Origin of the sequence: Xanthobacter sediminis, from assembly GCF_043195015.1 — a bacterium.
Taxonomy (GTDB): domain Bacteria; phylum Pseudomonadota; class Alphaproteobacteria; order Rhizobiales; family Xanthobacteraceae; genus Xanthobacter.
The window spans coordinates 1-26,086 of the sequence record NZ_JBAFWH010000028.1 but is presented as its reverse complement, the minus strand read 5'-3'; the positions used below and the strand labels follow the sequence as shown (position 1 = coordinate 26,086).

Sequence of the window (26,086 nt, the reverse complement as noted above, 5' to 3'; positions counted from 1 at the left end):
CTTCGAGATTTCCGACGCCAAGCGGGCTCTACAAAAGAGCGGCGTCGACTACGATGAGCTCGCATCCGCGATCGCCAAGAAGAACCGCGCAGATCGAGCGGTCGCGCGCCAGGCACGCTCGAAAAAGCTTCCGATCTGACGGATTCGGCCGAGAAGAAGCGCCGCGCACGCATTATGCCCGGCGCTTCTGGTCGCGTAGCTTCGAATTGATCTGCGCCATCAGGATCGGTCCGAGCGAGAATTCGCCGGCCGCGGCCCTGGTCGTCAAGCCGCGCAAATATCCACCAGCAGAGTTGATCGTCGCGCTACGCTCGAGGATGCAAGCCACGACGATCGCAGCCTGGACCTCGCCCATGACGCCCAGCGCCTCCTCCCAGGCGCTGGGACTGATCCCGAGCATCGGCCGGACCACCGCGGCGGTCGCCAAAAAGTCGCGCCAGCTCGAAATCCCGCCCTTGGCGTAATCGGTGATCTCGGTGCAGGCCTGCATGACCATTCCAAGTGGATAGGACCCTTCCGGCATCCTCGGCGTTTGTTTTTCTGGCTCCGCCCTCACCGCTCCGCCTTCTCGAAGGCTGGGTTCAAGATCAATTAAGGGGTTTGGCTTTGAATTCTGTATGTGACGCCCGGAATGGGACTCATTGGCGCTTAGATTCTCTGTTTTGATATGACTTTTCAACAGACTGAGGATGTCGTCAGCGAGCTGCGACAGGGTCTCTGCAATCGGTTCGAGCTCGGCGCACGTCGCCGTGCGCGGAATCGTCTCCACGATCGCGCGGAAGCCCTTGTGGACCTCGTGCCAGTCGGCGGGGCCCTGCCCTCCCCTCCGGGTCGGCACGCCCTCCTCGATCCCCATTGAGATCATCTTGGCGATGTCCCGGCGGCAGATCGTAATGCGTTCGCGTGCGAGCTTCAGGGCACGAGCATCGGCTTCGATTGCCGCTGCCAGGCTCTGGAACTCCTCCGCACGCACGACGAGCGGTGACAGCTCGAATCCGAAGGCGAGTTCGATCTCCCCGCCTCGGCCTTTGCGGGCGTAGCGCTTGCCGTTTGGGCTGTCGCGGCGAATAATCATGCCCGCGTCCACCAGCGCCGCCAGGTGGCGCCGCAATGTCGACGCCGGCATGCCGTGGGCGCGAAGGGCGAGCTGCTCGTTCGACGGAAAGACGATAAGCTCGTCCTCGCCGCTTAAGGCGGTTTCAGGATGAAACGTCAGAAGAGCGTTGAGCACTGACAGCGCGCGTTCCGACACGCCCAGGCGCGGGCGGGCGGTGCAGATTGTCCTGAAGATCTGCCACTTGTGCACGACCCTTTCGGGCGGCCGGGACGATGCGGCGACCTGCGTAGCCACGTGCGCAAGCGACAGCGATCGCCGCCCAAAGGGCGTCGTTGATTGATACGGTTCCATGGTCTTTGCCTCGCTTCGGGCAAAGGAAATCCGCTCGCCAAAACGGCGCCGTCTCGCATTCGAGACTTGACTGCGATTCGCGGAAGTGATTCTCTATCAATCGCCAAAAAGATGAGAGGGCTTCCGGGACGGTGACGTTTCGGGGGCCTTTTCTTTTGCCGTCGGTTCTCCCGTTGAATCAGGTTGCCTCGGTCCAGCCGGCCTATTCCGGCTGGGCAAGCTCGCTCAGCTGTCGCGTTCCGTTGCCTTGTACTCGTCGTAGAGGCTCTGCAGCTTCTCGCGGACGAAGTCGCCAAATCGCGGCGCGACACGATCATCGAAAGTCAGCGTCGTCTTCTTGCCGCTGCGCATCACGCGAGCGGCATGCGTCCCGTCAGCGGCCGACCACGTCTCGGGGCGAGATCTGGTGGCACTTGTCTTGAGGGCGGACACCACGGACTCGAAACGCTTGTCGCTCTCCATGTCCTGAAAACCGGCCGACTTGACATGCGCGATCGCGCGTCGGCGGTTGTCGTCCTGATCGAGCAGATCGGTCAGCTCCTGCCACCTGACCCGGCCGAAGCCCGGCGCGGCGCCGATCGCATCGATCACCTCCAGGGGAACGCGAGTCGCGACGGTGATGAGGCGCGACAGGGCGGCCTTATCGACGTTGAGAGCCGCCATGATCGTCTCACGCGTAAACTTGCGATCCTCGAGGCGGGCGGCGAAGCGCGCGCGCTCGATGAACGTCAGGTCGGTGCGGCCGCTGTTTTCCTGGCCCTGCGCGACGACCAGTTCCTCATCGGAAAGGACGCGCACGACAGCACGCACTTTGATGCCGAGGGACCGGGCAGCCCGTAGGCGCCGGTGACCGAAAGCCACCTGAAAGCGATCGGCTTCTTCGGGGTGGGGTCGAACAAGGATCGGGGAGTTTTGGCCATGCTCGCAGATCAGCTCGCGAAATGCCGCATCGTCCGCGGCGCTTGGTTCCATACGATCGGGAATGAAGGAATTGTCGACCAGCGCCGGATCGAGATCGACGATCGTCTGGCCTTCCACGAGTTGCTTTTCAAGCTCGTCGGCGCGCTTCACCTTTTCCGACATCCCCCCGAGGGTCTGGGAGATCGCCCCGAGAGCGCCCGGTTGCTTCAGCGGCCGGTCCAGCCCGAGAAGCGGCCGGACCTTGTTCGCGGAGGCTGCGGATGGCGCCTCCTGCGCGGGCCGGGAATCGCTTGCCGGCAAATCGAAATTGATCTTACGAGCCATCCTCAGCTCCTCTTCCACACGTGCTTGATCAATCCCTCTATCTCGCCGTTGACTTGGTCGAGGGCTTCGATCGCGCGGTCGTAGGTCTGTCGCGTGAACTGCTGGCGGTCGACCTCGTACATCGTGTGCTTGGTGAGCCCCGCGTCGGCGATCGCGGTGCTCTTCACCATCGGATGGGTGAGGACACGTTCGCCCAGGATCGCGCGCATCCAGCCCACCAGCTTGGTCTGCGGAGCATCGCCTGGCTCGTACCGCGTGATGAGATAGCGCATCCAATCGTACTCGGTCGCAGCACCGGCGTTCGCGACAACATCGAGCAGGCCCGCAGTCATGTTCAGGAACTGGGACATCGACATCACGTCGAGCATCTGCGGGTGAACCGTGATGAGAACGGCGGTTGCAGCGCACAAGGCCGACAACGTGAGGAAGCCCAACTGCGGCGGGCAATCGATCACGACGACATCATACGCGTCGCTCACCTGGGCTAACGCCTCGCCGATGCGCGAGAAAAACATCGTCTCGCGCCCTTCGCGGGTCATCAGTGCCTTGGGTGTCTCGTGCTCGAACTCCATAAGTTCGAGCTGGCCGGGAATAAGGTGTAGCGTCGGGATGTAGGTCGCCCGCACGATCTCCGCCATCTCGCGGCGCTGATCGTCGTAGCGGATTGCGCCGTAGAGCGTGTCGTTGTCGGCGACATCGAGCTCGGGTTGAAGGCCAAAGAGCGCCGAGAGACTCGCCTGCGGATCAAGATCAATCGCGAGAACGCGGTAGCCGCGGAATGCGAGGAACTCTGCAAGATGCGCTGCGGTGGTTGTCTTGCCGCTCCCGCCTTTGAAATTCATTACGGAGATGACCTGCAGCGAATCCCCGTCGCGCCGATGCGGCGTATATCGGCGGGCGCCCTTCCCGGATCCGTCGAGAAATTGCCGCAGCTGTTCGATGTCCTCGATCGAGTATTGCCGGCGTCCATTGGGAAGAGGATCCGGCCCCCTCCCCTCCGAGGCGAGTTGGCGCAGATATCCCTCGGCGATCCCGATGAACCGAGCGGCTTCGGCGGGAGAGAAACGCCGAAGCGATTTTTGCGCTTCCGGCGGGAAATCCTCCAGCTGGCGTTCGCGCAGGCGCATCGACAGCTCTGCGGCGTCGGCGTTAATCAGCGACCTCAGATCGCGGTAAGTCTCGCTCGCGGGCGTCGGCATGGCGGACATCGATTTCTCTGCATCTGCGGTTTTTTGAGCAGGTCGGCCCAAAATGCGTTGATGCTGAGTTATGCCCGATTCTTCTGTTGCCGCAAGGACTATTGGGTTAATGAGAAGTTAACAGTCGGTGGACGATAAACTGATTCGGCGTTTCTTGAGCACTTGCAGCGTATTAAATCTCGGTTTGGCGCTCCCGACGGCGCCCGCTCGACTGGCGTCCTGAGCCAATGCAGTTGTACGCTGACAACTCAATCGCGCCCTCCCGCACGAATCAGCGAGGAGGCTTCGCCATTGTGGCCGCTTGAGTTGTGCGCTGACAACTCGCCCCCTCCGCTGAGTAAACGGAGGCGACGAACCGAGCAGAGATGGCAAGGCGCGCGGCTCCGCCCCGCTCTGGCCAAACCTGAAAGTTGTACGCGGACAACTCAACCACCAACCGTGGCGCACGGGCGCTCCTTAGAGACCCAGGCGCGCCGCCCTGCCCTGCGCCCGATCGGCCTCGTTATAGTAGCTCGCGGCTTGCTGGACCGATCGATGCTGCGACTGCTGCATCGCCTCCGGCAGGCTCACGCCGCGCCGCGCTGCTTCAGTCAAATAGCCTGCGCGAAGTCCGTGCGCAGAAAATTCCTTCGGCTCAAGCTCGGCCATCGCGCAACGCCGCTTCACGATGAGGTTGATGGACTGGGGCGTCAGTGCCTTTTCCTCGAGTCCTTCCCAGCGGTCGATCCCCCGGAACACCGGCCCCTTTGCGATGTCGGCTCGGTCGAGCCACTCGCGCAAAGCATGCACCGGTGGCCCGACTAGGAGCACCCTCCCCTCGTCACCCGCATCATTGGTCTTGGTCCGCCCGAGTTGGATCGAGATACACGGCAACGTCGGCGACCGAGGGTCCCGCGGGTCGAGCGGCACCGCCGGTTCGGTCATGATCTGCTCGACCCGAAGCCACGCCACTTCGCTGCGGCGCCGCCCGCCGGAGGCAAAGGCCAGCAGCAGGATCGCAAGGTCTCGGGTATCAGCCAGCCGATCGGTGGCGCATGTGGCGATCAGCCGATCGAGCACGTCGCGCGTCACAGCGCGCTTGCTCTTGCGCTGCCGAGGCCGCGGTGACGCCCGAACGGCCAGGCGAACAGCTGTCCGCAACCCGACCGAGCCGAACGGGCCCTCCATCCCCTTCCAGCGATGCAACGTTCCCCAGCTCGCCAACCGCCGCTTGACGGTATTCGGCGCGTGCGGACCCTCGCTGCGCAGCAGCCCCTCGGAGCGCAAATCGGTGGCCACCTCGCCGGGCATACCGTGCCGCGGGTCACGCTCGCGCTCGGAAGGATCCCAAAGATGATGGGCGATGAACTTCAGGGCCAGCTCCTCGGGCGCCGGCCACGGCAGCACCTCTCCGGTCGCAGCGAGAGCCCAGCCTTCGAGATACGCGAGATCCGATGTGAGTGCCCTCAGGCTGTTCTCGCCCATGCCTTCCCTGGCGAGATGCTTGAGCGTCGCAACATCGTCATCGGTGAGCAGCTGTGCTAGGCGGTCACGCCGGTCCATCGGGAGGATGGCGGATAGCGTGTCCAGCTCGAGGGCCCGGTGCGTCTCCCGATCCCGAGCGCCTCTCGTCGGCATGTCATCCATCACGGCACCTCAAAACCCGTAACGCCGTTCAGCCCAACGCAGCAGCACGGCCGCGTCGCGATCAGGTAGTCGCACGCGCTCAGCCCTCAGGCCTTCAGCGATCGCAGCGCCGACGTCCGGGTCGACCCAGTTGCCGTGCGTCATCGGGAAGAACCAGCCGAAGGGCAGGCCGATCTGCCGGTCGATCGCCTCGATCCGGTCCATGAGGATATGGATAGACATGCCCTCTAGGACCGCCAGCCGCGCCGCTGGCAGGCTCAACGGCCGCGGGATGAAACCGACCTCGCGCTCGCCGCGATGCTCGTAGTCGCGAATGCCGAGCGCCCATTGTGCAAACACCCGCGACGCATGGCCGGAGTTTGCCGAGGCGCGTGCCGTCGGGTCGCAAGACCGAGCGGGTATCGCACCAATAGGCGTCGTCGACATGGGCGCTGCTGAAGTCAGAACCCGGGAAAGCGAGGGTGAGAGCGGCGACGAGCTCCGCGTCGGCCGAAGCCGGATCGAGGCGCTCCAGCACCGCCTGCAGCGAGGCCGAATCGGGGATGCGGACGGGGGGGAGCGTCATCGGGAGATCTCTTGCGGGATTACCGGGATTTCCGTATATTCCGGAACAAAGGAGAATGCTTCATGGCGTCCACCGTCACCTCCGCCGAAGTCTCCAAGAACTTCGGAGCCTATCAGGATGCCGCCGTGCGCGAGCCGGTGGTCATCACCAAGAACGGTCGCCCGCGCACCGTTCTGATGGCCTATGAGGATTTCATCCGGCTGTCGAAGCGCGATCGGCGCGTCCAGCGCACCGCCGAGCTGAGCGAGGCGGAGATCGCCGCCGTCGAGGCGGCCGAGATGGAGCCGGAAGCCGAACATCTCAGCGCCCCCGCCGGTAAGCATGCTGCCGACTGAGGTCCGCGTCGGTTGGATCTTCCGCTACGCCTATCTTTGGGACTGGCAGCACCGCGAAGGCCGCGAGGAGGGCGACAAGGATCGACCCTGCCTGGTGCTGGCGCTCGTCATGACCACGGAGGAGGGCGCGCCAATGGTGCGCGTGCTTCCGATCACCCATACGCCACCGGCGAATCCGGCCGACGCGATCGAGATCCCGGCCGAGGTGAAGAACCGCTCCGCCTCGACGCTGAGCGCTCGTGGATCGTCCTGACCGAAAGCAACCGCTTCGCCTGGCCGGGCCCGGACCTGCGCCCGGTCGAGAGCGACAGCGGCTATTACGGTGCGCTGACGCCGGGCCTGTTCGGCGAGGTGAAGCGCCGCTTTGTGGCGATCGCGCGAGGCGAGGTGACGGCCACGCGGCACACCAACGTACCGCGCACGGACTGAGCCGGACGGCGCTCGACATACCGTATGGCGCATCATGGCGCCTCGTCCCAACCCAGCGCCCAGCTCGCACCGCTGAACCAGCACGCCGCCGGGGCGGGGGAGCTCTTCCAGATGAGGCTGCGGTCGGCATCCCTGGCGCAGGCCCGCGACTTCCTCCGGATCGGCATAGGGGAGGGCTCCTTTGGCGTACACAAAGCCGGCCGGGTTGATTGCGCGCGCCGCCAAGCCGGCGCCGCACCATTCGATCCATAGCGATGAGCCGTGATCACTCACCGGCGGCGCCTCTCGCCTCGGCGCGGACGCCGGACCCGTGCCGCCGGGCTGCGGAACCGGTCGAAGGCCGCAGCATAGACGCCCTCCATGTTGGCAAGCGGATCGGCGCCGACATCCGCCCGCCGGGCGAGCTCGCGCAGTACCGCGAGGTTGACCCGCGGTTCCAGTTGAGAGGTATCGATCACCTCGGCGTCGGGCAAGAGGTGGTTTGGGTGCAGATGCCGATCGAGCCAAGGGCCGAACGCGGCAAATTCCGGTGCGCCTGCGCGCTTGATGAAGTCGGCCGAGGCGCCGGAGAGAACGTCGGCGAGCTGGATGGTTGGATGCTCGAGCGACGAACCGAAGCGCATCGGTCCGGCGAGATTCATCCCGATCGGCGTTTCGCGCCGGCCATCGGTGATCGCGGGCTGGTCTGTCCGCCCGACCCAGCCGTCAAAAATATGCGCCATGTCTTTCAATGGCTTTGAATCGTCGCAGAGCAGCTCGATCCGCGGATAGCGCAGCCCAAACCCTTGGAGCGTCAGGCTGAACAGCGCCGTGGTGGTCAGATCGAGCGTCCACTTGCCCGTCAGGCTTTGCGGAGGCTGCAGCGATTGCGATTCCGCCGCGATCGTTCCGGCATAGCCACGCGCGAAGCGCAGCACGCAGTCGAGGATCACCGAGCTTTCATCGGACGCCTTGTTGGCGGCAAACAGTTTTGGCGCGTCCTCGGGTTTGAAGGAGCGCATGAAAGCCTGCATCTCCTCGGCGAGCTGATGTGGAGGCTCGCCGGTCTTGTACAGCGCGCCATAGAGGCCGTTCATCACGAAGCGATGCAGGTTGTGACGATAGAACAGCGTGTTGTTGGCCTGCAGCACCGGCTCGAACAGATATTCAAAGGCCTTACCACCGAGATTGAGCCGCTTGTCGCAGACCATGATCAACGCCCGTCCCTCGAGCTGGCGCGCGAGGTCGAGGGCGATCTCGCTCCAGTTGTCGCGCCGGCGCAGTCCCTGGGCTTTCAGCTCGGGCGCCTGGACCCGATATTTTTGCCGCGTCGCGGCGACGATCGCCGCGGCTTCCGCGGGCGTCAGGTCGATTGCGGTGTAGGCGAAGACCGGCTGATCGTCGTCGAGCATGCGCGGGCCAGTGAAGCCGGCCTCGTCGCAGGAAATCAGGCGGGCAGGAGGCGTTGTCACGGGGCTTCTCGTCGAGCAGAGGCCGGCCGATCACGATCACCGCCGGCGGGCTTTTGGAGCGCCAGAATCGCCGATTTGCGGGCGCGTGTCCAACACTATCGATAAGGGACAGTTATCGATAGTTATTGACCCGATCCAATGGGCGTCCCTATGACGGAAGCTAAAAGCGTGATAGCTTCCGTATCGTCGATTCCCGTTAGGTTTATCAAAGCGTTGCAAGTCGCCTCATTCGTCCCCGATCCGCTGCCCTGGGCGCAGATCGCGGCGCCACTGGCAGCCGCTGAGGATGCACTCGCGCGCCTCGATGAGCGATTGGCGAAAAGCCCCATCCGCGAAGGTTGGATCAGCCGGACCCACTTCACCGACGCCTGCGCCAGTCTGTGGCTGGAAGGCGAGCTCATCCATCTCGATGATCTCGTTCTCCACGACGCCCGCATGGACATTCGGGCACCGACCCATGAGCTTACCCGCGCCCACGCCGTCCTGCGCACCCGGCGCCGGATCGCCGCCGCCGATCCTGACTGGGCGCTATCGCCCGGCGGGCTCGCCAGTCTGCGGGGTGGCCGCGCCGCGGACGAGCCTGCATCCGACAGGGGAGGGGAGATCCAACCAGGACATGCCGACGGCGACGAAGACCAGAGCCCCGATCTCGATCTCATCCCGGAGAACGATCCCCTGAGCAAGCTCTTCGCGGCCGTCGACGCAGCGATTGCGAGCTCCAACCGCGCGCTCGCCGGCGGCAGCGACGCGCGGCGGCCGGTGGAGCGCGATCCGCTTGTCTATGACCTGGACTGGGACGAGGACGCCCGTCTCGCCGAATGGCGGGCGGTCCTCGAACGCACCGACAGCTTGCCGCCGACTCTTGCGGCGGCGACCGCGGCGCTGGCCTGGTCGGATATCATGCCGCTTCAGCACATTCCCTGGCTGGGGCGCCTGCTCGCGGCCGCGCTGTTGCGCGAGCGCGGCAAGGCCCGCTTCCATCTGCCCTGCCTGGCGGAAGGGTTGAAGACGATCCCGCGGGAGCGTCGCCAGCCGCGGGACATTTCCGGCCGTCTGCGTGTCGAGCTCGAGGCGATCGCCGCCACCGCCGAGGCGGGGTTGAAGAGCCACGACAGCTGGCTCGCGAGCCGCAACACTCTTTCCCGCAAGCTCGGCGGACGCCGCTCAACCTCTCGGCTGCCGGCACTTCTCGACTATGTGCTCAGCCGGCCGGTCGTGTCCGCCGCCATGATTGCGAAGGAGTTGGGCATCACCGCTCGCGCTGCGCAGGGTCTGGTCGCTGAGCTCGGGCTGCGTGAGGCTACTGGGCGGGGGAGCTACCGCGCATGGGGAATTCTATAGTGTCGGCCAACCTGCGGATCGCGACACTTTGGGTCGATCGCGATCGCAGGATCCCGTTTCCACCGATCCCTCAACTTCTGCCGTGTTCTATCGAGGCCGGCGGGCAGGGCCAATTCAGTCCATCGCGTCGCAAGGGTGATCAGGTCTGCCATGAACTCCAAGAAGAAGAGCCCACGCGAAAAAGTTCCGCCTCGGACGCCCCCTGAAGCTGAGTTCGAGGCGATGATGACCCCGGCCTTGGCGCGCGCATTTCCGTCTGTTCCCCTGAAAGACTTTCGTCTTCAAGAGCGTTTCTCCGTAACGATCGGGCACGAGACGATCGAGGTGGACGGCCGGCGCACCTGGAGCGCAGGCGGGCGCGCGGACATCATCCTGCTTCATCAGAACAGGCCGCTCGCGGTCGTCGAATTGAAGCGGGCGGGTTTGCAGTTAACCGATGACGATCGGCGCCAGGGCCAGAGCTACGCGAACCAACTGACCCCGCGTCCCCCGCTGGTGATCGTCACCAATGGAAGCGATTGCCATCTCTATGACAGCGCAACCGGCGAGCCCTGGACACCTGACACGGCCGAGGGCGAAGTCGTGGCTAAACTTTTCCAGAACGCAGCCAAAGTGGCCGCCGCCAACCTTGATTAGGCAGTCGAAGTCCTGATGGGCCCTGACGCCGGTGTGTGGCCGACTGCGGTACGCTCCCGCACGCGCCACTTGCTCGATCAGCTGACGGGGACCGCCTCTGAACACGCGAAGCCATTTGTTGCCGACTTCTTGATCCCGCGCCTGGCGACCCTCGCTGTGGAGCAGGCGTTCGCCGATGGGCAATCGACCCTACTGGTGACGGGTGCGCCTCTGAGCGGCAAGAGCCATGTACTGCGCGAATTCGCAGAGCAGACCGCGACCTCACCGAGGTATGCCGTGTTCATGGTCCGTGGTGGGCGCGCGGGAGCAGGACTCTTCCAGCGAATCGCAAATACCTTGTCGGGCGCGCTCGAATGGGCGGTGACGGCAGATGACGTCCGCCAATGGCTGAGGCGCCTCTCGTGCAGCAGCGGCGATCCTATGCTGGTGATCGCAATCGACGGGATCGTTTCGAGCTCGCCAATCGCGAATGACATCGAAGAGCTGGCTGAAGCCGGCTTTGGCCCGCGGCTGAGGCTCCTGGGAACGACTGATGACGTCCACGGCTTGCTGAAGGGCGCGAACGGTCGCGACAGCACCGCGTTGGCGCTAGTAGCGCGCGTCATCCAGGTTGAGGCGCTGAAGCAGGTCGAGTTTCAGAAAGCGCGAGAGGCTCTCGCTTCACATCGGATAAGGTTCCTGAAAGGAGCGGATTTCGCTGATGAGTACCGCGCACCGTGGCTGCTTCGGACGCTGCTCGCGCAGATCAGCCGCGATAGCCGGCATGCTGATCACGAAGTCGCACTCTCCTCCATGTTGGGCATTCGGTTCATCGATGCGGTAAGAGAGCAATTCGCCGGCGCGATAGATGCAGCCCGCAGTTTCCGCCTTCTTGCTCGGGACTTCGCCGCCGATGCGACGCAGACCTCCGGCGAACTGGCATTGGAGATTTCGCATGGGTTCGTGGTGCGCCGGGATGCTCTCCAGCAACCGGCTCGAGAAGTGCTGGAGCGTCTTGCCTCTCAAGGATGGTTGCGGACCTATCGCCATGCGGGCGGCGAAGATGTGATCACGCCGCTCGCGCCGGATCTTTTCCTGAGCGAGCTGGCATACGCAATCTCAGAGGAATTGGAAGAGCGGGCTGCGGCGGATCCTCGGGAGGCGGGCCGGTGGCTGGCGGATCGACTCGAAGGGGTCTTTCTCGGTGATCTAGTCGGTGCGCAAGCTATTCGCGATCTTGCGGAGCGGCAGGGCAGCTTCTCGTCGGGCCTTCTTGCGGGGCTCTATGACAGAGAGCCCAAGGTAAGACCCTTCACGAACGGTGTAATCGCGTTCCAAATGCCGGATGGTAACCTTCAGGAGGTTCAGATCAATGGCGATGGAACGGCTATCCTCCTGGACGAAGCGGGGCGGCCGCTCGGGGATGCGACCGACCTCGAAGGTGACTTGCCGGAGACGCTAGGGCCGATGGCGGGTTGGATGATCCTTGCCCAGCTTGCCTATCTTCCGGCCGCCGTCGGGGGTGACGATCGACCGGTGTTGGCTGGATCTTTGTTGCTGGAGATCGGAATCTGCCCGTTCCCGCTGATGCGAGCCGCTCGCGACCCGATCGGGCACCTCGTTCACGACATCCCAGGACATGGATCGCTGCTCTGTGTCGAGAACGGTGTCGTCGAGCCCGCGACATCGGCGATGGAGCAGTATTTCGCAAGCCAATGGGAAGACACCGATGCCTGGTTCGACGAGGCCGTATCTCGCAATTCGCTTGCCCTGCTCAACCGCGTCTTGATCGCTTTGCGCCAGGTTCAATACGTTTCTTCCGGGGGGAGAAAGAGCTGGGCAAAGAAGATGCTCAAAGACCGCATTGAGCCGGCGATAGCGGTCATCTTGAATTCCGCTAAGGCCTCATCGAAGCGCGCCGGCAAGACGAGACGAAGGACCAAAGGGGGGAAATAGCCGGCCGCAGCATCGTCGGGACGGGAGGGCCTGGCGGGGGCGGGCTGTGCAAGACCGCGCTGCTTCGTGGTCGGGCACGGACGATCACGCGCCGCTGTACCGGGGGAAGCATCCCCGGCGCGATGTTGTCGGAACCGGCTCAATGAGCCGGGCCGCGCTCGTAGGGATCGAATTCGTGGATCAGCTCGAGGTCATCGCCGTCGTCGAGTTCGTTGGAGGGGAGGGCGCCGTATTCGCCGCCGGACTTGAACAGGGTGACCGGGACCATGAGGGTGCGGGCAAGCTGGAAGGCGTGGTTCTGCGCGAGGGTAAGATCGTGCGACATTTTGAAGGCTCCATCCGGAGCGGGCCAATTCCCGCTCGATGGCTCCTCGAAGGGCCGCCTCTGGTCGCGATCACCGCGAAGGCGCAGCCGTAGCGGCGGCAGCTTGCTAGCCGCCCCCTTGCGGGTTGATCGTGGAAGATCCGGAGGGGGGCCAGGACGCCATCACTGAGAGCGGGATTGGTGCGTACCGGTCGAGACCAGCCTCCAGCGCGTTCTTGGCTTCGCTTGCAGACCGTGGATGTGTGCTCGTGAAAGTGGTGCCGCCGAGTTCGAAGGCCGTGGACCGCGTTCACCCGGATCCACGCCGATGGCGGCTAGACCGGGTTGAAGCCATTCCCTCGCAGCGCAACGCGAGAGACCGGTTTATCAAAGCCACCGCATCGCTTGGTTGACGTGGTACATTTCGAACATATATTATCACCATGACAACCAAGGAGGCTGACATGCCTCGTTCCGAGCCACATTCCGGATTGGTACTGAATTTCCAAACCGACCCGGATTCGATCCAGGCAGCGTTTCTGCGCCGGGCAATGTCTGCGCTGGAACGTATCGCTGCCACAGCGCCGGCAAAGGCTCTCACCGAAGCGCTCGCGGCGCCGACGGGTGCGGGAGCTCTAGCGCAATTGCTGAGCCATTCTGAACTGATCGGTGCGGCCGTCGCCGATCTCGACCCGCTCGTACCGGCATTGGCGCGCAACGTCGAACATCGCCGTGAGCTGCTGAAGCGCGCTGGAGGAGTCATGTCGGCCGAAGAGGCAGGCAAGATCGCTGGCGTCTCGAGGCAGGCCATCGACAAGCGCCGCCGCGGCAACGCGATCCTCGCGATCCGTGAGGGAAGCGACTGGAAATATCCGGCGTGCCAATTCCAGGACGGCGAGGTGCTGCTCGGCATCGCCGACGTCGTCCGCGGACTCGAAACCCAGGGTGCGTGGGTAGCGCTCGATTTCCTCTTGTCCGCCGACAGCGCACTTGGGGGACGGTCTCCCCTTGAGGCGCTGCGTCAGGGTGACCGCGCGTCGGTCGAAAGACTGGTCCGCGCGAATGCCGAGGATGGATTTGCCTGATGCCATCGGAGGCGCGCGGGCCCTCGGGAGCAGCGTTACCCCCTCCGGAAGGGCTGCGGACGGCCGACTTACCGATCACGGTCATTCCGGCAGGCCAAGTCTTGCATCGCGTCCACCGGACGCAGCACGGCCCGGTATTCTTCGGACCTGGCACTGGCCTTCCGCCCACCTATCGATTTGACAGCGCCACCGCCCGGTTCGGTGTGCTGTACGTCGGCGTTGCGCTAGAGGGCGCACTCGCTGAAACAATCCTGCGCAATCCACAGCGGCTGATGGTGGCGATGTCCGAGATCACCTCGAGGTCGGCGACGAAGCTCGCCTGCGAACGCGATATGCGCGTCGTGACCATGCACGGCACGGGCCTCCAGGCGCTCGGAACCGACAACGCAATATCGACTGGGCCATACGAGCCGTGCGGGGTATGGGCCGACGCGCTCTGGGATCATCCAGAGCAACCGGACGGCATCACCTATCTCTCTCGCCACGATCCGAGCGAGGTGTGTCTCGCGCTCTTCGAGCGGCAGCCCATCGGCTTCACGATTTACGAAACACGTCCGTTGCCGGCGATTTTGCGCGAAGTCGCGGCGATCCTCGATCGCTACAACAAGTCTATTGCTCCCGGCGGTTTGTAGTAGCCGAGACGATGCAGCTTGGGCCGGCAAGAGCTGGTCTAGAGATTGCGAGCGCTGCAACGTCAGGTGCGTCGGGCCAAGAGGCCGAAACGCCCATTTCCCTCAAGTCCGGTAAAGGTCTCGATCCGAGCTATGCTTTGAATGGCGGCCGGGGGATCCGAATTCTCGATGACGACAAACTGCACGTCCGAGCTGAGACCCGCCAAGTAGCGGTAGAAGTGTTCCGCAAGGCTCGTTGCCTTTAGCGCCGCTTCATCCGCTGCCAGCTCACCGTGCCGCGACGTCATCGGCTCTCGATATGTGAGGAGCGGCGTATCGAGCACCAAAAAGCCGGGGTGGGGCAATTGGTTCTCGATGGCATAGACGATGACCGCGACGTTGAAGGCGGCATGAAGTATGGCCCGGACGCCCTTGCCGTTAGCCGAACGGCGCTTACCAGCAATTGTGATGTCGTTAGTCTGAAGGTCGAACTGCACTTTGTCGGCATCGGGGAAGCGCCAAGCGGTCAGAACGCTCTTGACGGTTTCGCCGAATTTGAATGCCGTCGTCGAGTCTGGCCCGACAGCAAGTGCATCGCCTTCGCGCTTCGTCGATTGGCTCTCAAGTTCCGCTTTGCGCGCCAGGAGCTTGCTGCGCCGCTCGTACAGGTCGAGGACCCTCATTACTGCGGTCCGCTCGCTCATATACATTTCGTAGCTTTGCCGAGCCGTGGCCTCTTGCGGGCGGGCGTCCTCGATTTGCTCCTCAAGCTTCTCAACGTCGATTGCAAGCTGTCCCATTGTCCGGCGAAGACCAGAGGCCTCAGCTTCGAGGGATGATATCGTCTGGGTGAGTTCCCGCTGCTCGCGCTCGATCTTTCTCGCTTCTGCGGACGCAGCCTTGTGCGCCATCTCGATTTCCTCCGCGGCATGGTTATGCCGCTGGGCTTCGGGAGGTGCACCGCAGACAGGGCAATCCATGCCGGCCATGGCAACAAGGACAAAGCCGCCTTCCTCTATCGACTGCAGCCGCTCCAAATCAGAGCTATAGACCGCTTGAAGCCTCGCAAATCTCTCCAGGGTGAGCCCTAGCTCATCAACCCTTTCGCCCAGCTCCCATGAACGATCGAGGGCTGACCGACGTTGGCCAACCAAAGAGTCGAGCTCCATCTGCCTCTCACGGAGGCGATCGAGCAGGCTGGTGGCGCTCCTTTCAAGGCGGTCTAGCTGCTCTGTAAGTTCCTTTTCGTCGGGCGCCTCGTCGCCTAGCTCTTTGTCGAGTTGCTCGATGAGCTCGTCGACGAGCTCGATTTTCGCAGCTTTAGCGACTTTGCGATCAGAAGGCTTTTGCACCGTCACGGCGGCCGTGTCGTCTATGCCGGTGAGGAGAAGTTTGAAAAGATTCTGCTCGAATGTCCGCTCTGCCGGCTGCCCCGTAAAGACAGGACTCCTTTCAGCGATGATGTCCTCTTCGGAGACCACGGCGTAGGGCGCCAACCTGAAGATCGATAGCATGTCCTTGGCGCCATTGGCGTCGCGGACGATCTGCCTGCCGGCAAGGGACATGGCGCTGAGCAGAAGATGCGAGACCGTGTCATCTCGTTTCGAATCGTGCTGACCGCGCAGCGCGGTGCCCTCGTCAGGCCCGGCGGCCCGGATAAGCCCTTCATGAATCTTGAAGTGCCCGCCACGGGTGGAGCGATAGAGTGTGACATTGCGCTCGCCGGGAAGCGTCATTCCGAGCCAGCAGGCGTTGTAAGCGGCAATCTCCTCGGTTTCTGGCAATGCCTTGGCAGCGCCAAGCATGAAGAGCACGGCCTTGGACGCGAAAGATTTGCCCGTATTCGACGCACCATAGACGATGTTCAGGCCGTCCTGGAACGTGAGCTCGGCGGGCTTGGTAGCTGGCCCAGTGAACGTCAGATGGCGTAACCGGACGCCCATCATGATCCAGACCGTCCAGTTGGCGTTTCATCCGCTCGAAACTCTGCGGTCCACCGGCCTATGCGGGCTTCAACGAGAGAACGAATCTCGAGCGTCGTCATCCCGGCGAACCGGTCCGCCATCCATTTGGCGCGCGTTTTCAGCGCCCGCGAGTACGGGGCTTGGAGCAGGTCGACATAGCTCGGGGCTTCCTGGCTCGCGCAGAACTCGACGCCACTTTCAGTCTCGAACACATCCACCAAATGAACCTGCTGCATCACGCGAAGGCTTCGTTCGACCAATTGCCGTCGCACGAGGAGCTCGCCCACCCTGTTTGGAAGATCGGGATGTAGACTCTCTGGCACATCGTCGCCATCGAGGTCCCCGGTATGGACGACGAGGTGATCGAGCCACGTCATTTCCATCAAGTCGCACCGACGCGGATAAAATGCCTCAAGCACGACAAGCGCGCGGATGCCTGTCTCCAGGGTTGAGTTGAAGGGATGTCCGCCCGACGCGCTCCGCTCTACCGATCCCACGGCAATCGCCCATCATTCGCAAACTGGTGACAGGTCCCCTGCTTGACTTGGGGACCGGCGTGCTTGCCCAGGATGCCCGACGGCTGAAGGATTGCCGCCGTCTTCATTACCTGGGTGAGCCTTGCTAGGCGATTGGGATGACCGTCGCCATGCGTATCAACGACGCCATGGTATATTTCGTCCTTGAACGTGCTCAGGTACTCGTCGGGCGTCGAGTCCCGGTAGAAGCGGTCGAATGCGACTGCGTCGAAAAAGCGGGTCCGTTGGTCACGCAGATGCGTGCCGAACTCTGAGCTGGCGAGCGCCGCCTCCGCGGTCGCGTAGGAGCCAGGGCTTTTTTCCTCGTAGACCCGAAGCAGCTGCCCGATATAAGCGGATTCTACAAACTGAACCTCCTCCGGGACCGCGCCGCGTGGCGAGCGACCGGGATCGTCTCCGAACCAATGCACGAGCGCAGGCTTCGCAGCCGGATGCTCGACAAGCCGCGTAGCGTCGAGCCAGTGGACTTGCTCGAAATCGAATGCCTGGATCCTCGCTTCGATCTCCGGGCTAAGCGGGATGTTCCGGTGCTCGACGAGGCGACCGGCGATCTGCCCGTTCCAGCGAGAAAGAAACTCATTCCGGAACCGCTGAGGATGGGCAATCAGCTGTTGGACACCACGCGCCACACCCCTTGGGGCGACGAAGGTGTACGATCGCGGCAGCGTAAAGGCGCCGGCCGCCGAGTGCATAAGGATCTTGCCGATCTCGATGAACGCCGCCGGCTCCGAGAGAGACACCCCAAGCTGCTTGCATTGGAAGTTGTCCCAGGCACCCTCCATGCGCTGCGGCGTCAGATAACCCGTCACATCGCGACCCATGTCGCCGGTGCCGCGCCAGAGCTCGTGGCCCGCGTATTCCTTGACCCGCTGGGTCAGCCAATCATTGACGAACTCCTCCAGGCGATCCGCAGGCAGCGCGCGAATTTGAATGGCATAGTTGGGTCGCAATCGCTGCTCCAAATCAAGGGTTGTCGATGATCATGCCTTCGCGCGGGGAGCGTCGCAATCTTGCAGCGACGCGGCCCACTGCTTCTTTCACGTCGCTCGCCGCACCGCGGCGGTGCGAATTCCCAATCCGAACGGCCCCGCCTTTTGGGCGGGGCCGTTGGATGGCCGGAGGTCAGTCGCGGTTGGGCCGGGACCAGATGAGCTGCATGTCGCTCTCGCCTTCGACCTCGACCAAGGTGGCATAGATCGGGGCGGGGAAGCTCGGGTCGTCCAGCTTCACCGAGAGGTAGTCGCGGCCCTCGTTCGAGGTCTTCTGCCAGGCTGCACCGAGCTCGGCGTTATGTGGAGCTCCACATAAGATCGATTATGCGGAGAACGGGATTATGCGGAGCGCTGGCCTGTGAGCGCTGGTTTTCCGCCGTTTTCGGTGAGTTCTGCTATGCATAACTCGGGGGGAAGCCAGTCGCCTCTAGCGTCACTGGCCAAGTTATTGTGACCGAAAATCATTATGGCTGCTCTGGGTGCATCGACGGATGTGGTGAATTCGAGGACTCAGAGATCGAGCTGGGGCACCTGCTGCCAAGCAGGGCGTACGTGCGGACGTGGTTAGCGGCGATCAGTCAATATCGCCTCATGGCCTGTCCCAGGATTGATGTCTTAAAATGTGACCCGGAATTACTCCAAGTCCTGCAGAATATGCCACTCGTCGAGCAGGAGGGCCTCAGCGGCGAGGATCCACTGCGGCCGAAACATCAGTCGGCTCGCGGTGTCAAAGGAGGTCGTCCGTTGAAGTTGATGGTGTCCGGAGCGGTGGTTCCGCCTGACACGATAAACTGCATGGCATCGGTCGCCGACCAGTCCAGCCAAACGAGGCGCTCAACGGGCACGAGTTCCATGTAGCCGGAGGTGGGATTCGGCGTCGTCGGCACGTAGACGGCAGCAATCTCCGCGCCGCTCTCCGCATCGGTGAACACACGCGTCACCAGCCCAACAGCCTTCATCTGCGGTGAGGGAAACTCGATCAGAACGACCCGCTGGCTCGCTCCATCCCTCACCTCGAACGAGGCGAGAAGCTTGCGCACCGCTCGATAGAGGCTTTCGACCACGGGCACGCGGTTCATGACGGTATCCATGAGCGCAACGAGACGCTGGCCGATCATGGCTCGCGTCATCAGGCCCAGAAGGTAAAAGAGGAGGATCGTCACCGCGATGGCGAGAATGCCTGCGACGGCGTCACGGGTCAGCACGTCTGTGAGCTCAGGCGCGACGACCCTGGCCCAGCCCGACAGCGCATTTACCATGGGGCGCCCGACACCGGATAGGAGATCGAGAACCAGCCCCACAGCCCAAATGGTGATGGCGAGAGGCAGGAACGCCACGAGCCCCGCAAGGATTGTGCGCTGGAGGTGTCCCATGGCTCTGTGCGTACTCCAGATTTTGACCAGCCGACGCTGGCCGGATGCCGTTAACGCCACCATGGGTCCGGCGTAGATATTGAGTTATTGAATGTTCTACAGCCAGGGCCCGTCAACACATTGCACGGTCTGCAAAGGGGGGGCCCGTCAGCTCTTCTCCTGCTTTCCGCTGTCGAGGGTTGCCCATCCTGTGGACGTTCCGGTCGGAGGGAGGCGATCACGTTCTCCCTTCGCTCGCAATATGTGGGCCTTTGCCAACATGTGCGCGCTTACCGGCGCGGTGAGGAATAGGAACAGAGTGATCAGAAGCTCGTGGATCGAGAATGTCCCGCGCACCGCCGCAAAATAGATCATGGAGGCGATGAGCAGCGCGCCGATGCCAAGCGTCGTTGCCTTGGTGGGGCCGTGCAGGCGACGCATCATATCGGGCAGACGGGCGAGGCCCAGCGCGCCCACAAACAGGAAGAATGCGCCGATGAGGATCAGCGCTGCGACCAGTGCCTCGACGAGGGGATGCATGGGCGTCTCCTATTCGATGACGTTGCCGCGCAGCAGGAACTTGCAGAAGGCCACGGTGGTCACGAACCCAACCATGGCGAACAGCAGCGCCGCCTCGAAATACATGGCCGTGCCGAAGGCGATGCCGCCCAGCACGATGAGGGCGATGGTCTCGATCACCAGCGTGTCGAGCGCCAGCACCCGGTCGGTGGCGTCCGGGCCGACCGCGAGGCGGTAGAGCGTCAGCGCGATGGCGAGGCAGATGGCGCCTCCCGCGATGGCGATGGCGGCGGCGATCATTCGAAGATCCTCTTCAGCCGGCTTTCGTAACGGGCCTTGATGGCGGCGACCGTCGCCGCCGGGTCTTCCGTATCCAGGCAGTGGACCAGCAGCGCCCGGCCATCGGAGCTGAGGTCAGCGCTCACGGTTCCCGGCGTCATGGTGATGGTCCCGGCGAGCATGGCTATGGCCTCCGGCGTCTCAAGCTCCAGCGGCACGCTCACATATCGGGTGCGCAGGCTTGCCCCGCGCCGGAACAGGATCAGCTTCGCCACCTCGATGTTCGAGACCACGATGTCCCACAGCACCACCAGCATGAATTCGGCGATGGTGAGGGGGGCCTTCAGCCGGGGGCGGCCGGGCCAGAAGGGCGCCGTGAGCAGGGGGATGGCGAGGCCGAGGATCAGTCCCAGCACCACCACGCCGGGCGTCACCTCGTTCATGAGGAAGACGAAGACGAGCGTGAGCAGCACCGTGAGCAGGGGATGGGGCACGAGGCGCGCGTACATGTCAGTCTCCCGCCACCGGGCGTGGGGCCGGCTCCAGCACCGCGTCGATGTAGGCGGGGCGGTCGAGGGCCTGCTGCGCGGTGATCTCAAGGCCGCCCGTCGCCGGCCCGGCAGCCAGCGTCCAGGCGACGGTCAACGCCAGCAGCGCCAGCACCGCGCAGACCGGCACGAGCGGCGGCGGGGTCCGCGGGCCCGATACCGGCCCGCTCGCCCAGAACAGCACCGATCCCGCCCGGGCGAAGCCGAAGGTCATGACGAGGCTCGCACCGAGGATGAGGCCCCAGATCCAGGGCCAGATGACGGATGCCTGCGCCGCCTTCAGGATCATCACCTTGCCGAGGAAGCCGGAGAGCGGCGGCAAGCCCACGAGGGCGATGGCCGCGAGGAAGAACAGGCCCCCCAGCAGTGTCTCGCCGGCCATGGCGGGCGCCGGCACCAGCCGGTCGCCGGCCGCGCCCCGCTGCTCCTGCACCAGCCCGGCGATGAGGAAGAGGGCTGCGCCGGCGAGCGTCGAATGAACGAGATAGTAAAGCCCGGCCGCGAGCCCCGCGGCGTCGAACAGGCCGATGGCGACGAGCAGCGTACCCATGGAGGCGATGACGGCGAAGGCGGAGAGATCGCGCAGGTTGCGGCTTCCCACCAGGCCGACGGCGCCGAGCGCCAGCGTCACGAGGGCGGCGGGCAGCACGAACGGCGCTGCCGCCAGCGCCAGCGGACCCGCGCCGGCGCCGAAGACGAGGCCATAGACCCGGATGATGGCGTAGGCGCCCACCTTCGTCATGATCATGAACAAGGCGGCGGCGGGCGCCGAGGTCCCGGCGTAGGTGGCCGGAAGCCACCAGTGCAGCGGCACCAGCGCCGCCTTGGTGGCGAAGACGAGGAACAAGAGCAGCGCCCCCGTCTTCAGCAGCGCGGCGTCGGCCTCCGCCACCTGCGGCACCTTCACGGCCAGGTCGGCCATGTTGAGAGTGCCGGTGACGGCGTAGATCAGCCCCACGCCCACGAGGAAGACGACTGAGGCCAGCAGGTTGATGGCCACATATTGGAAGCCCGCCTTCAGCCGGCCCGGACCGCCGCCGTGCAGCATGAGCCCGTAGGAGGCGATCAGCATCACCTCGAAGAACACGAACAGGTTGAACACGTCGCCGGTGAGGAAGGCGCCGTTGATGCCCATGAGCTGGAACTGGAACAGGGGATGGAAGTGCCGCCCGCGCCCGTCCACGCCCCCGGCGGCATAGACCACCACGCACAAGGCGAGCACGGCGGTGAGCAGCAGCAGGGTCGCCGACAGCCGGTCGAGCACCAGCGTGATGCCGTACGGCGCCGGCCAGGCGCCGAGCCGGTAGGCGCGGACCGTGCCGTCCGATGCCTGCGCGAACAGGAACGCGGCGATCCCCGCCAGGAGCAGCGTGACGCCAATGGAGACGATGCGCTGGCCATTGAGATGGTGGCGCAAAGCGAGCACCAGGAAGGCCGCCGCCATGGCCGGCAGGATCACCGGCAGGATCGTCATGTGGTCGAGCGGCGCCGTCATGAGCCGCCTCCCGCGTCGGGCCCGCGCGGGGCCTCGAGCGTGCTGCGGTCGGAGCCGGTCTCCAGGTAGCCGCGCAGGGCCAGCACCACGATCAGCGCCGTCATGCCGAAGGAAATGACGATGGCGGTGAGCACCAGCGCCTGGGGCAGGGGATCGGTATAGCCCGGCGCGTCCGGCGAGATCACCGGCGGCCGGTCGATGGCGAGCCGGCCCATGGCGAACAGGAACACGTTCACCGCATAGGACAGGAAGGTGAGGCCGAGGATCACCGGGAAGGTGTGGGCCCGCAGGATCAGGTAGATGCCCACCATGGTGAGGATGCCGATGGCGGCGGCGACGAGAAGCTCCATCGCTCAGCCCTCCCTGCCGGCAGCGCCGGAGGCGGCGCCCAGCCGCACGTCCATCGGCTCCGCGCTGTCCGGCGCCGGATCGATGCGGCGGGCGACGCGGGAGAGCTGCGCCAGCGACAGCACCATCACCCCCACCACGGTGAGGAACACGCCGAGGTCGAAGGCCATGGCCGAGGCCACCTCGAACGTGCCGACCACGGGCCAGTGCAGATAGCCGAAGGTCGAGGTCAGGAACGGCCGGCCGAAGGCGAAGGCGGCGATGCCGGTGAGGCCGGCGATGGCGACACCCGCGCCGATCATGGATTGGGAATCCACCCGCATGCGCTCCGCCGCCCAGCCGTAGCCGGAGGCGATGTATTGCATGATGAGGGCGATGGCGACCACGAGCCCGGCGACGAAGCCGCCGCCGGGCTCGTTGTGCCCGCGCAGGAAGATATAGGCGCCCACCACCAGCGACAAAGGCAGGAGCACGCGGGTCGCCACCACGAGGAGCAAGGGGTGTGCGTCGCGGGACTCATGCCGGGGCAGCATCGCCTTGATGCGCCGCACCGCCGGGCCCTTCAGCGCCGGGTCGAGCAGGGCGTAGATGGCGAGTGCGGCGATGCCGAGCACGATGATCTCGGCGAAGGTGTCGTAGCCGCGGAAGTCCACCAGGATCACGTTGACCACATTGGTGCCGCCCCCGCCGGGCTTGGACTGGGCGAGGTAATAATCGGAGATGGAGACCCCGTTGCGCGTCATCACGGCATAGGCGAGGCCCGCCGCCCCCAGCCCGGCGAGCCACGCGACGATGCCGTCGCGCCAACGGATCGTCCGGCTCTCCTCCCTCGGCGTCGCCTTCGGCAGCAGGTTGAGCGCGAGCAGCATGAGGATGGTGGTGACCACATCCACCGAGATCTGCGTCAGGGCGAGGTCCGGGGCGGAGAATTGCAGGAAGGCCAGCGCCACCACCACGCCCACAACGCCGGTAAGGATCAGCGCCGTCAGCCGTTCGCCATGGAACAGGAGAACCGCGCCGCTGGCCAGGACAAGGGCGAGAAAGGCAGTCGCGGCGGGCGCGGTCACCGGCAGCAGGGGGCGGGTGCCGGCGCCGTGGGTGGCGCTCCAGAAGCCGTAGCCGCCGACCGCGACCAGCGTCGCCACCGTCACGCCCATGTAGCGCGTGAGCGCCCCGTTATGCAGGGCACCGAGGCTGCGCCGGCACGCCACCACTAGGGCACCGGTCGCCAGCTCGAACATGGCCTTGGCGTCGAGGCGCGGCAGGCGCGCGCGCACGCCGTCTGCCCGGCGGAAGGCGAGGACCAGCGCGGCGCCGCCGGCGAAGGCCAGAAGGCTCATGACGAGGGCCGGCGTGATGCCGTGCCACAAAGCGAGGTGATAATCCGGCAGCGGCCCGCCGATCACCGCCCCGGCCGTCAGCGCCACCAGCGGCCCGGCCACGGGACCGGGAAACAGGCCGATGGCGATCACCGGCACCACCAGCACCGCCACGGGCAGCCACATGCCGAGCGGCGGATCGTGGGGATGGTGCGGATAATCGTGCCGCGCGGGGCCGAGGAAGGTGCCGATGGCGAAGCGCGCCGAATAGGCCACCGAGAAGACGGCCGCGACCGTCGCCAGCACGGGGAAGAGGAAATCGAGCCCCAGATAGGAGGTGTGTGCCGCCTCCTCCAGCATCATCTCCTTGGAGAGGAAGCCGTTGAACAGGGGTACGCCGGCCATGGAGGCGGCGGCGAGGAGCGCCAGCGTCCCGGTGATGGGCATCAGCGCCATGAGGCCGCCGAGGCGGCGGATGTCGCGGGTGCCCGCCTCGTGGTCGACGATGCCGGCGCTCATGAACAAGGCCGCTTTGAAGGTGGCGTGGTTGATGACGTGGAACACCGCCGCCACCGCCGCCATGGGCGTGCCGAGGCCCAGCAGCATGGTCATGAGGCCGAGGTGGCTCACCGTCGAATAGGCGAGCAGTCCCTTCAGGTCGTCCTTGAACAGGGCGATCACCGCGCCGATAAGCATGGTGGCGAGCCCCACCGGCGCGACGATGAGGAACCAGGCGTCGGTGCCCGCCAGCACCGGCCACAGCCGCGCCAGCAGGAACACGCCCGCCTTCACCATGGTGGCCGAATGGAGATAGGCCGAGACCGGCGTCGGCGCCGCCATGGCGTGGGGCAGCCAGAAATGGAACGGGAACTGGGCGGACTTGGTGAAGGCGCCCACCAGCACCAGCAGCATCGCCGGCAAATAGAGCGGGGAGGCGCGCACCATCTCGCCGCGGGCGAGGATGTCCGTGAGCTGGTAGGAGCCCGCCGCCTCACCCACCAGCAGCAGGCCGGCGATGAGCGCCAGCCCGCCGCCGCCGGTGATGACCAGCGCCATGCGGGCGCCCTGCCGGGCCTCCGCGCGCTTGGTCCAGAAGCCGATCAGCAGGAACGAGGTGAGGCTCGTCAGCTCCCAGAACACCAGCAGCGCGATGACGTTGTCGGACAAGACCACGCCCACCATGGCCCCTTGGAACAGGAGCAGGTAGGCGAAGAAGCGTCCCATGGGATCCTCGCGCGACAGATAGAAGCGCGCGTAGACGATCACCAGCAGGCCGATGGCGAGGATCATCGCCGCGAAGAAGAAGCCCAGCCCGTCCGCGAACACGGACAGGGAGAGGCCCATGGACGGTACCCAGTCCACGCCCGCCTTGGGGACCGCGCCCGAGAACACCGCCGGCGCGTGGGAGAGGAGCAGGGCGAGGGCGAGCAGCGTCACGCAGCCGGTCGCCGCCGCACAGTTGTTCCGCCCGGAGCGGATCACCAGCGGCGGGATCAGGGCACCGAGAAAGGGAATGAGGATTACAAGAAGCAGTGTCACCGTCGAACGCCTCGTCACGCCTGGCTTTGGTCAGGTGGATGAGGCTCTGCGAGCCCCGGTGGAATGTGGTGACCCTGTTTGGTCGGAGCGCTCCCGATAGGGTTCAAAGGGCAGGACCGACGGCGCGGCTGCGCTAATGGTACAGGAAGATACAGGATTTCGGCGCGCCAATGAGGCTCTGCGTCGTCGATCCGAAGAAGAATTCCTTGAGACCGCGATGGCCGTAGGCGCCCATGACCAGAAGCTCGACCTCGCCATGGGTGGCCAGCACGCCGATGATCTCCGCGGGGGGCTCCGCGGAGCCGATAGGGCGCGGATCGGCCTCGTATCCATGGAGATGAAGGTAGGCAGACGCCTCGCTGGCCAACCGTTCCGCGTTCTCGAGATTCGAATCGACGGAGGAAACCTGCACGCGGCGGCCTTTCCAGGCGCCGACCAGCACGAACAGCTGGAGCGCGCGCATGGCCGGCAGGCTTCCGTCATACGCGATGAGGACTGTGCCTTCAGAGGGGAGCTGATCTGGGCAGACGAGAACCGGACGCGGGGTCGTGAAAAGCAGTTGGTTCAAGGTGTCGGAGTTCCCCTCGCGCTGTGTGCCGCGAAAAGTGACATCGTGGCCAGTGACAACGAGATCGGACGTCGCACTTGCGGCCGTCACCTGTTCAAAGGGGTCGCCGTCGAAGCTGATGCTTTTCGGCATGATTCCATCGCCGGCACACACTCTCTCAAAGATCTCCGAGACACGCCGGCGCGCTTTCTCGGCCTGAGCCTTGAGGCCCGTTTCCATTTGCGTGTGATACGCCGCACCGCCGATGGTGCCGGGCATGGGGGCTTCGATGAAGGACAGATCAACGCCTGACACAGAGGTAATCTGGGCGTCCTGCGCCTTGACGATCCTCCGGGCATATGCGCTCGCCACGGCACTGGAGGGGCTCTCGCCGAGCAGGACCAGCACGTTTTTCAGCATCGAGGATACCCTCTGCGGATCGTCGTCCCTGCGGACAGGCTGTCAGCCATCTCTCTGA

The 26,086-nt window shown here is 64.6% G+C and carries 24 protein-coding genes and 2 pseudogenes; 7 read left to right on the top strand and 19 right to left on the bottom strand.

Translation table 11 applies throughout. The features are described from left to right. Window positions 1–172: 172 nt before the first annotated feature. From repC to V5F61_RS20165, 5 genes are all read right to left on the bottom strand, one after another. A complete protein-coding gene (gene repC, locus V5F61_RS20185) occupies window positions 173–1,408 on the bottom strand; it encodes a plasmid replication protein RepC (RefSeq protein WP_393990321.1) in 1,236 nt (411 codons plus the stop codon). 225 nt (window positions 1,409–1,633) lie between these two features. Further along, the gene (gene repB, locus V5F61_RS20180) at window positions 1,634–2,653 is read right to left on the bottom strand and encodes a plasmid partitioning protein RepB (protein WP_393990320.1); all 1,020 of its coding nucleotides are present in this window, start codon (window positions 2,651–2,653) and stop codon (window positions 1,634–1,636) included. A gap of 2 nt (window positions 2,654–2,655) precedes the next feature. Beyond that, the gene (gene repA / locus V5F61_RS20175) at window positions 2,656–3,852 is read right to left on the bottom strand and encodes a plasmid partitioning protein RepA (RefSeq protein WP_393990323.1); all 1,197 of its coding nucleotides are present in this window, start codon (window positions 3,850–3,852) and stop codon (window positions 2,656–2,658) included. 456 nt (window positions 3,853–4,308) lie between these two features. After that, on the bottom strand, window positions 4,309–5,478 hold the full coding sequence (locus tag V5F61_RS20170) for a site-specific integrase (RefSeq protein WP_393990319.1): 1,170 nt from the start codon (window positions 5,476–5,478) through the stop codon (window positions 4,309–4,311). 9 nt (window positions 5,479–5,487) lie between these two features. Continuing rightward, complete coding sequence (locus V5F61_RS20165) at window positions 5,488–5,904, bottom strand: hypothetical protein (RefSeq protein ID WP_393990318.1); 417 nt, start codon at window positions 5,902–5,904, stop codon at window positions 5,488–5,490. Between the two features lie 201 nt (window positions 5,905–6,105). Between V5F61_RS20165 and V5F61_RS20160 the strand changes: the two genes are divergently transcribed. Both V5F61_RS20160 and V5F61_RS20155 read left to right on the top strand, forming a co-directional pair. Next, a complete protein-coding gene (locus tag V5F61_RS20160; RefSeq protein ID WP_393990317.1) occupies window positions 6,106–6,378 on the top strand; it encodes a type II toxin-antitoxin system Phd/YefM family antitoxin in 273 nt (90 codons plus the stop codon). Next, window positions 6,365–6,807 (top strand): annotated as a pseudogene (locus tag V5F61_RS20155) (plasmid maintenance toxin (PemK-like)). The gene V5F61_RS20160 and the pseudogene V5F61_RS20155 overlap by 14 nt, the downstream one beginning before the upstream one ends. A gap of 269 nt (window positions 6,808–7,076) precedes the next feature. Here the strand turns inward: V5F61_RS20155 and V5F61_RS20150 are convergent. Further along, window positions 7,077–8,258: a DUF3800 domain-containing protein gene (locus tag V5F61_RS20150; protein ID WP_393990316.1), complete on the bottom strand. Its 1,182-nt coding sequence runs from the start codon at window positions 8,256–8,258 to the stop codon at window positions 7,077–7,079. Between the two features lie 168 nt (window positions 8,259–8,426). Between V5F61_RS20150 and V5F61_RS20145 the strand changes: the two genes are divergently transcribed. From V5F61_RS20145 to V5F61_RS20135, 3 genes are all read left to right on the top strand, one after another. Next, complete coding sequence (locus V5F61_RS20145) at window positions 8,427–9,599, top strand: RHE_PE00001 family protein (RefSeq protein WP_393990315.1); 1,173 nt, start codon at window positions 8,427–8,429, stop codon at window positions 9,597–9,599. A gap of 150 nt (window positions 9,600–9,749) precedes the next feature. Continuing rightward, window positions 9,750–10,235 (top strand): type I restriction enzyme HsdR N-terminal domain-containing protein, encoded by a 486-nt coding sequence (locus V5F61_RS20140; RefSeq protein ID WP_393990314.1) that lies wholly within the window; start codon window positions 9,750–9,752, stop codon window positions 10,233–10,235. 69 nt (window positions 10,236–10,304) lie between these two features. Then, window positions 10,305–12,170, top strand: a complete 1,866-nt coding sequence (locus V5F61_RS20135) for a P-loop NTPase family protein (RefSeq protein WP_393990313.1) — start codon at window positions 10,305–10,307, stop codon at window positions 12,168–12,170. Between the two features lie 139 nt (window positions 12,171–12,309). On the opposite strand, the gene V5F61_RS20130 is transcribed toward V5F61_RS20135, so the two are convergent. Further along, window positions 12,310–12,495, bottom strand: a complete 186-nt coding sequence (locus V5F61_RS20130) for a hypothetical protein (protein WP_393990312.1) — start codon at window positions 12,493–12,495, stop codon at window positions 12,310–12,312. Between the two features lie 443 nt (window positions 12,496–12,938). Between V5F61_RS20130 and V5F61_RS20125 the strand changes: the two genes are divergently transcribed. Together V5F61_RS20125 and V5F61_RS20120 are read left to right on the top strand one after the other, a co-directional pair. Next, on the top strand, window positions 12,939–13,559 hold the full coding sequence (locus V5F61_RS20125; protein WP_393990311.1) for a DNA-binding protein: 621 nt from the start codon (window positions 12,939–12,941) through the stop codon (window positions 13,557–13,559). Continuing rightward, window positions 13,559–14,191 carry an RES family NAD+ phosphorylase gene (locus V5F61_RS20120; RefSeq protein ID WP_393990310.1) on the top strand — a complete coding sequence of 211 codons (633 nt, stop codon included), beginning with the start codon at window positions 13,559–13,561 and terminating at the stop codon, window positions 14,189–14,191. Before V5F61_RS20125 ends, V5F61_RS20120 begins: the two co-directional genes overlap by 1 nt. 62 nt (window positions 14,192–14,253) lie before the next feature. On the opposite strand, the gene V5F61_RS20115 is transcribed toward V5F61_RS20120, so the two are convergent. From V5F61_RS20115 to V5F61_RS20060, 12 genes and pseudogenes are all read right to left on the bottom strand, one after another. After that, window positions 14,254–16,116 carry a hypothetical protein gene (locus tag V5F61_RS20115; RefSeq protein ID WP_393990309.1) on the bottom strand — a complete coding sequence of 621 codons (1,863 nt, stop codon included), beginning with the start codon at window positions 16,114–16,116 and terminating at the stop codon, window positions 14,254–14,256. Then, a complete protein-coding gene (locus V5F61_RS20110) occupies window positions 16,113–16,631 on the bottom strand; it encodes an ABC-three component system middle component 2 (RefSeq protein WP_393990308.1) in 519 nt (172 codons plus the stop codon). Before V5F61_RS20110 ends, V5F61_RS20115 begins: the two co-directional genes overlap by 4 nt. Then, entirely contained in the window at window positions 16,619–17,620 is a 1,002-nt protein-coding gene (locus V5F61_RS20105) for an ABC-three component system protein (RefSeq protein WP_393990307.1), read from the bottom strand. Before V5F61_RS20105 ends, V5F61_RS20110 begins: the two co-directional genes overlap by 13 nt. A gap of 172 nt (window positions 17,621–17,792) precedes the next feature. Next, window positions 17,793–17,960: pseudogene (locus V5F61_RS20100) on the bottom strand (DUF736 domain-containing protein); the annotation flags it as partial. Between the two features lie 412 nt (window positions 17,961–18,372). Continuing rightward, complete coding sequence (locus V5F61_RS20095) at window positions 18,373–19,035, bottom strand: DUF502 domain-containing protein (RefSeq protein WP_393990306.1); 663 nt, start codon at window positions 19,033–19,035, stop codon at window positions 18,373–18,375. Between the two features lie 147 nt (window positions 19,036–19,182). Then, the gene (locus V5F61_RS20090; RefSeq protein WP_393990305.1) at window positions 19,183–19,554 is read right to left on the bottom strand and encodes a Na+/H+ antiporter subunit G; all 372 of its coding nucleotides are present in this window, start codon (window positions 19,552–19,554) and stop codon (window positions 19,183–19,185) included. Between the two features lie 9 nt (window positions 19,555–19,563). Beyond that, a complete protein-coding gene (locus tag V5F61_RS20085) occupies window positions 19,564–19,833 on the bottom strand; it encodes a K+/H+ antiporter subunit F (protein ID WP_393990304.1) in 270 nt (89 codons plus the stop codon). After that, a complete protein-coding gene (locus tag V5F61_RS20080; protein WP_393990303.1) occupies window positions 19,830–20,321 on the bottom strand; it encodes a Na+/H+ antiporter subunit E in 492 nt (163 codons plus the stop codon). Before V5F61_RS20080 ends, V5F61_RS20085 begins: the two co-directional genes overlap by 4 nt. Before the next feature lies 1 nt (window position 20,322). Further along, the gene (locus V5F61_RS20075; protein ID WP_393990302.1) at window positions 20,323–21,855 is read right to left on the bottom strand and encodes a monovalent cation/H+ antiporter subunit D; all 1,533 of its coding nucleotides are present in this window, start codon (window positions 21,853–21,855) and stop codon (window positions 20,323–20,325) included. Beyond that, entirely contained in the window at window positions 21,852–22,205 is a 354-nt protein-coding gene (locus V5F61_RS20070; RefSeq protein WP_393990301.1) for a Na+/H+ antiporter subunit C, read from the bottom strand. Before V5F61_RS20070 ends, V5F61_RS20075 begins: the two co-directional genes overlap by 4 nt. Before the next feature lie 3 nt (window positions 22,206–22,208). Further along, entirely contained in the window at window positions 22,209–25,061 is a 2,853-nt protein-coding gene (locus V5F61_RS20065; RefSeq protein ID WP_393990300.1) for a monovalent cation/H+ antiporter subunit A, read from the bottom strand. A 133-nt stretch (window positions 25,062–25,194) separates the two neighbouring features. Beyond that, window positions 25,195–26,028 carry a universal stress protein gene (locus tag V5F61_RS20060; protein WP_393990299.1) on the bottom strand — a complete coding sequence of 278 codons (834 nt, stop codon included), beginning with the start codon at window positions 26,026–26,028 and terminating at the stop codon, window positions 25,195–25,197. Window positions 26,029–26,086: the final 58 nt, after the last annotated feature.

What these genes read in the sequence shown, in the direction of transcription:
- V5F61_RS20060 (WP_393990299.1), bottom strand. Translation starts at nt 26,028, where the DNA reads ATGCTGAAAAACGTGCTGGTCCTGCTCGGCGAGAGCCCCTCCAGTGCC.
- repC (WP_393990321.1), bottom strand. Translation starts at nt 1,408, where the DNA reads ATGGAACCGTATCAATCAACGACGCCCTTTGGGCGGCGATCGCTGTCG.
- V5F61_RS20075 (WP_393990302.1), bottom strand. Translation starts at nt 21,855, where the DNA reads ATGACGGCGCCGCTCGACCACATGACGATCCTGCCGGTGATCCTGCCG.
- V5F61_RS20170 (WP_393990319.1), bottom strand. Translation starts at nt 5,478, where the DNA reads ATGGATGACATGCCGACGAGAGGCGCTCGGGATCGGGAGACGCACCGG.
- V5F61_RS20080 (WP_393990303.1), bottom strand. Translation starts at nt 20,321, where the DNA reads ATGTACGCGCGCCTCGTGCCCCATCCCCTGCTCACGGTGCTGCTCACG.
- repB (WP_393990320.1), bottom strand. Translation starts at nt 2,653, where the DNA reads ATGGCTCGTAAGATCAATTTCGATTTGCCGGCAAGCGATTCCCGGCCC.
- V5F61_RS20115 (WP_393990309.1), bottom strand. Translation starts at nt 16,116, where the DNA reads ATGATGGGCGTCCGGTTACGCCATCTGACGTTCACTGGGCCAGCTACC.
- V5F61_RS20090 (WP_393990305.1), bottom strand. Translation starts at nt 19,554, where the DNA reads ATGCATCCCCTCGTCGAGGCACTGGTCGCAGCGCTGATCCTCATCGGC.
- V5F61_RS20070 (WP_393990301.1), bottom strand. Translation starts at nt 22,205, where the DNA reads ATGGAGCTTCTCGTCGCCGCCGCCATCGGCATCCTCACCATGGTGGGC.
- V5F61_RS20165 (WP_393990318.1), bottom strand. Translation starts at nt 5,904, where the DNA reads ATGTCGACGACGCCTATTGGTGCGATACCCGCTCGGTCTTGCGACCCG.
- V5F61_RS20125 (WP_393990311.1), top strand. Translation starts at nt 12,939, where the DNA reads ATGCCTCGTTCCGAGCCACATTCCGGATTGGTACTGAATTTCCAAACC.
- V5F61_RS20160 (WP_393990317.1), top strand. Translation starts at nt 6,106, where the DNA reads ATGGCGTCCACCGTCACCTCCGCCGAAGTCTCCAAGAACTTCGGAGCC.
- repA (WP_393990323.1), bottom strand. Translation starts at nt 3,852, where the DNA reads ATGCCGACGCCCGCGAGCGAGACTTACCGCGATCTGAGGTCGCTGATT.
- V5F61_RS20120 (WP_393990310.1), top strand. Translation starts at nt 13,559, where the DNA reads ATGCCATCGGAGGCGCGCGGGCCCTCGGGAGCAGCGTTACCCCCTCCG.
- V5F61_RS20085 (WP_393990304.1), bottom strand. Translation starts at nt 19,833, where the DNA reads ATGATCGCCGCCGCCATCGCCATCGCGGGAGGCGCCATCTGCCTCGCC.
- V5F61_RS20095 (WP_393990306.1), bottom strand. Translation starts at nt 19,035, where the DNA reads ATGGGACACCTCCAGCGCACAATCCTTGCGGGGCTCGTGGCGTTCCTG.
- V5F61_RS20140 (WP_393990314.1), top strand. Translation starts at nt 9,750, where the DNA reads ATGAACTCCAAGAAGAAGAGCCCACGCGAAAAAGTTCCGCCTCGGACG.
- V5F61_RS20130 (WP_393990312.1), bottom strand. Translation starts at nt 12,495, where the DNA reads ATGTCGCACGATCTTACCCTCGCGCAGAACCACGCCTTCCAGCTTGCC.